4 protein-coding genes are annotated in these 5559 nt (G+C 65.5%); all 4 read left to right on the forward strand.

Annotation, left to right across the window (positions count from 1 at the left end):
- The first annotated feature begins 40 nt into the window (after nt 1–40).
- Nucleotides 41–1612: an NAD(P)/FAD-dependent oxidoreductase gene (locus tag EN969_RS14560; protein WP_063169954.1), complete on the forward strand. Its 1572-nt coding sequence runs from the start codon at nt 41–43 to the stop codon at nt 1610–1612.
- A complete protein-coding gene (locus EN969_RS14565) occupies nt 1612–2094 on the forward strand; it encodes a MarR family transcriptional regulator (RefSeq protein ID WP_013527967.1) in 483 nt (160 codons plus the stop codon). The genes EN969_RS14560 and EN969_RS14565 overlap by 1 nt, the downstream gene beginning before the upstream one ends.
- A 45-nt stretch (nt 2095–2139) precedes the next feature.
- Nucleotides 2140–4293: an indolepyruvate ferredoxin oxidoreductase subunit alpha gene (locus tag EN969_RS14570; RefSeq protein WP_063169955.1), complete on the forward strand. Its 2154-nt coding sequence runs from the start codon at nt 2140–2142 to the stop codon at nt 4291–4293.
- Nucleotides 4286–5559, forward strand: a 1274-nt coding sequence (locus EN969_RS14575) for an indolepyruvate oxidoreductase subunit beta family protein (RefSeq protein ID WP_127419203.1), incomplete at its 3' end; no start/stop codon positions are given. The genes EN969_RS14570 and EN969_RS14575, both read left to right, overlap by 8 nt.

Raw genomic sequence — 5559 nt, forward strand, 5'->3', positions numbered from 1 at the left:
CGATTCACCCCCCCTCCCCCAAAGAAAAGAGCAACCGCCAATGACCGCCCCCGATCACATCATCGTCGGCAGCGGCATCAACGCGCTGGTCTGCGCGGCGATGCTCGGCGGCAAAGGGGCGCGTGTGCTCGTCCTGGAGCGCAACGACCGCATTGGCGGTTGCTTGCGCACCGAGGAGATCACCGCACCCGGCTTCATCCATGATGTGATGGCGACGACCTTCGTGCTGTTCATCACCTCGCCGGCCTTTGCGGCACTGGGCGCCGATCTCGCGCGCCACGGGCTGGAGTTCTGCCACACGGGCACGCCGACGGGCGTGCTGCGGCCGGATGGCAGCCATGCCGTGCTCAGCACCGACCGTGCCGCCAACATCGCCGCCCTCAACGCAATCGCGGCAGGCGACGGTGACCGGCACGCGGATGATGTCGGCGGCATCGAACGCAATGCCGGCCTGCTGTTCGGCTTGCTCGGCGGCAGCCTGTGGTCCTACCCGACAGCGAAGCTGCTTGCCGGTGATGGCTGGCGGCGTGGCCCGCGCGGCCTTGCCGCCTTCCTCGGCGAAGCTCTGGTGCCGGCGCGCGGCTGGCTCGAAAACACCTACCGGTCCGAAACCATCCGCGCGCTGTGGGCACCCTGGGTACTGCATGCCGGGCTTGGACCCGAGGACGCCTTCTCCGGCCAGATCGCCAAGGTGATCGCCTTCGCACTTGAGGCGGCCGGAGCACCGATCGTCAAGGGTGGGGCAAAAAACCTGCTGGCGGCCTTCGAGGCTTTGATTCGGGAACGCGGCGGCGATATCCGCACCGGCGCCGATGTCGCTTCGATCGTTCAAAACAATGGCCGGGCAACCGCCGTGCGGCTGGCCTCGGGCGAGACAATCAATGCCGACAAGAGCGTCATCTGCTCGGTTACGCCAACGCAGCTCTATGGCAGGCTGCTTGGCACGGATGCACCCAAAGCCGATGTCGAGGCGACGCAAAAGTACCGCTACGGCAAAGGCAATTTCCAGATCCACTACGCCTTGGACAAACCGCCCGCATGGCCGGGCGAAGGCTTGGATAAGGTGGCGTTGCTGCACCTCACGCCCGGCCTGGATGGCGTCTCGAAAGCTTGCAACGAGGCGGCGCGCGGCATGCTGCCGGAGGTGCCGACCATCTGCGTCGGCCAGCCGCACGCGCTCGACCCGTCGCGCTGCCCGGAGGGCAAGGCGATCCTGTGGCTGCAACTGCCAGAGGCGCCTCGCCACATCAAGGGCGACGCGGCCGGCAAGCTGCAGGCGCCGGCAGACGGGCAATGGACCGATGTGCTGCGCGAAGCCTATGCCGACCGCATTGAGGCGATCCTCGCCAGCCATATCGAAGGCTTCAAGGACAGCGTCATCGCGCGCCGCGCCTATTCGCCGGCCGATCTGGAGGCGATGAACATCAACCTGGTCGGCGGTGACCCCTATGGCGGTTCCTCGACCATCGACCAGTCTTTCCTGTGGCGGCCGTTCAAGACCAGCCGCAACCATCAGACCGGCATCAAGGGTCTCTACCATATCGGCGCCTCGACCCACCCGGGTGCGGGTCTCGGCGGCGGTTCCGGCTTTCTCCTGGCGGGGAGGCTGTGATGGAAGAGAAGGTCGCGGAAAAGCGCCAGCGCATTTCGACCCTGGGGCAGATCGGGCTGCAGCAATTCGCGCCCTATCTGATGAACCGCATCATGGGCCGCTACAACGCCACCTTGCGCGACGATTTCCGCAAGCAGGGCCTGACCATCCCGCAGGTCCGCACGCTCGCCGTGCTGTCGGTCACCGACGGTATCACCGTCAACGACCTCTCGGTCTATACGGTCATCGAGCAATCGACCTTGAGCCGGACCCTCGATACGCTGGAGGGCCAGGGTCTGGTGCGACGCGAGCAGGGTGTCACCGACAGCCGAATCCGCCATGTGTTCCTGACCGACGAGGGCCGCGCCGAGTTCACCCGCGCCTGGCCGGCCATGCACGACGCGTTCGAAGCGATGTTCGACGACATCGACGATGCCGAATATTCCGCGCTCATCGCCACGCTTTTGAAGATGCTGAAGAACATTCGCAAGCACGACATCTAGACCTACGCGCCGCCAGCGCTGGCGGTAACGGAAGGGAGAAAAAGAATGGCCGAACGGTCTTTTGCCAGGGAAGTCGAAAAACTCAGGCTCGGTGCCGGCGAGGAGTTTGCCGGCGAAGGCATTCTCGCCATCACCAAGGCGCTGCTGCAATGCGGCGTCGGCTATGTCGGCGGCTATCAGGGCGCGCCGATCAGTCACCTGATGGACGTGCTGGCCGACGCGCAGGACATTCTGGGCGAGCTCGGCGTGCATTTCGAAGCCAGCGCCTCGGAAGCCACTGCCACCGCCATGCTGGCGGCGTCAGTGCATTATCCCATTCGCGGTGCGGCGACCTTCAAGTCGACCGTCGGCACCAATGTTGCCTCCGACGCGCTGGCCAATCTCGCCTCCGGCGGCGTCACCGGCGGCGCGCTGATCATCGTCGGCGAAGACTATGGCGAGGGCTCCTCGATCATGCAGGAGCGCAGCCATGCCTTCGCCATGAAAAGCCAGGTGTGGCTGCTCGACCCGCGACCCAATCTGCCATCGATCGTCAAGGCGGTGGAGGATGGTTTCGAGCTGTCGGAGATTTCCAACACGCCGGTCATGCTGCAGGTGCGCATCCGCTGCTGCCACGTGCATGGCCATTTCATCGCCAAGGACAACAAGCGGCCGCCGATGACGGTCGCCGATGCCCTCGACGCGCCGCGCCGCGACACCGGCCGCATCGTGCTGCCGCCCGCCTCCTTCCTGCATGAGAAGGAGAAGGTGCAGAAACGCTGGCCGGCGGCGGTCGACTTCATCGCCAAGAACAAGATCAACGAGTTCTTCGGCTCGGACCATGGCTCGGTCGGCATCGTCATGCAGGGCGGCATGTACAATTCGGTCATCCGCGCGCTGCAGCGGCTCGGCCTTGCCGACACCTATGGCGACACCGACGTGCCGCTCTATGTGCTCAATGCCGTCTATCCCTTGATCGACGACGAGTTCCTGTCGTTCTGCGAGGGCAAGCAGTCGGTGCTGGTCGTCGAGGAAGGCCAGCCCAACTACATCGAACAGGCCTTTGCTTCGATGCTGCACAAGGCCGGTCGAGGCACCAGGCTGGTTGGCAAGGAGCATCTGCCGATGGCCGGCGAATATACCGGCCAGGTCATGCTCGACGGCATCGGCGCCTTCCTGCGCGCCGAGGCGCCGCATCTGCTGCCGGGCGAGGTGCGCGCGCCCAACAAGGTCGGCGACGGCGTTGATGCAGCCGACCTCATCAATGTCGTGCCGGGCCGTCCGCCGGGCTTCTGCATCGGCTGCCCGGAACGGCCGATCTTTGCCGCGACAAAACTGGTCGAGCAGGAGCTCGGCAAGCATCACATCGCCTCCGACATCGGCTGCCATCTGTTCTCGATCATGCCGCCTTTCGAGCTCGGCGCCACCACCATGGGCTACGGGCTGGGCCCGGCCTCCGCCTCGGCCTTCAATTCGCCTGATGCCAAGCGGCGGTCCATCTCCTTCGTCGGCGACGGCGGCTTCTGGCACAACGGCCTGACCTCCTCAATTGGCAACGCGGTGTTCAACAAGAACGACGGCGTCATCGTCATCGTCGATAATTTTTACTCGGCCGCCACCGGCGGCCAGGACATCCTCTCATCCCGCGCCGGCAACAAGACCAAGTCGACGAAGCATCCGATCACCGAGGCGGTCAAAGGCATGGGCGTCAAATGGCTGCGCCATGTCGACCGCACCTATGACGTGACCAAGATGCAGGACACGCTACGCGAGGCGCTGACGACGGAGGAGAAGGGGCCGAAAGTCATCGTCGCCTCGTCCGAATGCATGCTCAACCGCCAGCGCCGCGAAAAGCCGCTGGTCGACAAGGCGATCAAGGGCGGGACCCGTGTCGTGAAACCGAAGTTCGGCGTGGATGAGGACATCTGTACCGGTGACCATGCCTGCATGCGGCTGTCCGGCTGCCCATCGCTGTCGGTCAAGTCGCTCGACGATCTTTTGCGCGACGATCCGGTCGCGCATATCGACCAGAGTTGCGTCGGTTGCGGCAATTGCGGCGAGGTCGCCGATGCGGCGGTGCTCTGCCCGTCCTTCTATCGCGCCGACGTCGTCCACAATCCAAGCCGCTGGGATCGCTTCCTGGAAGCGGCGCGCCGCGCCACCATCAGCCTGTTGCAGCGTCGCCGCGAAAGCCGGCGCCTGACTTTCGCCGATGCTTGACGCCGTCCCCCCACTTCGCGCCCACGCCAGCGCTCAGGATGGTGAGCGTGTCATCAAGCTCGCCGTGCTGGCGGTCGGCGGCCAGGGCGGCGGCGTGCTCGCCGATTGGATTACCGATGTCGCCGAGCGCAACGGCTATGTCGCGCAGTCGACCTCGGTCGCCGGCGTCGCCCAGCGTACCGGCGCCACCATCTACTATGTCGAGATGGCCCGCGACACCGGCCGGCTGCCGGTCTTTGCGCTGTCGCCCTCGCAAGGCGACGTCGACATACTGATCGCGGCGGAGTTGATGGAAGCCGGCCGCGCCATCATTCGCGGCTTCGTCACGCCCGAGCGCACCACGCTGATCGCCTCCTCGCACCGCATCGCCGCCGTGTCGGAAAAGATCGAGCCGGGCGACGGCCGCGCCTCGTCGTCCAAGGTGCATGCAACGGCGGAGGCCGCATCGAAGCGCTTCATCGCCTTCGACATGGAGAAGATCGCCGCCGACAATGGCTCGATGATCTCGGCCAGCCTGCTTGGCGCGCTGGCGGGGTCGGACGCGCTGCCGTTCACGCGCGAAAGCTACGAGCAGGCGATCGGCGCGGGTGGTCGGGGCGTCAAGGCCAGCCTTGCTGCCTTCGGTGCCGCGTTTGATCGTGCGCGCGGCACGGCAGCACCGGCGCCTAGGCCGGCCGAGCCAGCGATCGTCGAATCTGCCCTGGGCGCCGGACAGGTGAGTGGCCCGCGAAACCTGCTGCAAGGCTGGCAGGCCTTGGCTGCCCGCATCGATCTGTTGCCGGTGGCCGTGCGCGATATGGCGCTTCGAGGCTTGAGAAAGGTCGTCGACTATCAGGACATCGCCTATGGGCGCGACTATCTCGACCGGTTGGACAAGGCCGTCGCGCTGGACGGGCCGATTCAGGGCTACGGCTTGTCCATCGCTGCCGCCAAGCATCTGGCCAACGCGCTGTGCTACGACGACATGATCCGCGTCGCCGATCTCAAGACACGTTCGACGCGCGACAAACGCGTGCGCCGCGAGGTCGGCGTCAAGGATGGCTCGATCCTGCAGGTGACCGAATATTTCCATCCGCGCATCGAGGAGTTCTGCGGCACGCTGCCGGCGGGTCTGGGCAGCTACATCGAAAACCGGCCGAAGCTCGCCGCCTTTCTCGATCGTCGCATCAATCATGGCCGCCGCATCCGCACCGACAGTTTTGCCGGCTTTGCCGCTCTGTGGTTCATCGGCGGCCTGCGTCGCTGGCGCCGCAGCCTGCTGCGCCA

It is taken from the genome of Mesorhizobium sp. M7A.F.Ca.CA.003.01.2.1 (assembly GCF_003998945.1).
Lineage (GTDB): Bacteria > Pseudomonadota > Alphaproteobacteria > Rhizobiales > Rhizobiaceae > Mesorhizobium > Mesorhizobium ciceri.

Bases quoted from the DNA above. Each gene is read 5' to 3' on its own strand.
- EN969_RS14560 (WP_063169954.1), top strand. From the start codon at position 41: ATGACCGCCCCCGATCACATCATCGTCGGCAGCGGCATCAACGCGCTG.
- EN969_RS14565 (WP_013527967.1), top strand. From the start codon at position 1,612: ATGGAAGAGAAGGTCGCGGAAAAGCGCCAGCGCATTTCGACCCTGGGG.
- EN969_RS14570 (WP_063169955.1), top strand. From the start codon at position 2,140: ATGGCCGAACGGTCTTTTGCCAGGGAAGTCGAAAAACTCAGGCTCGGT.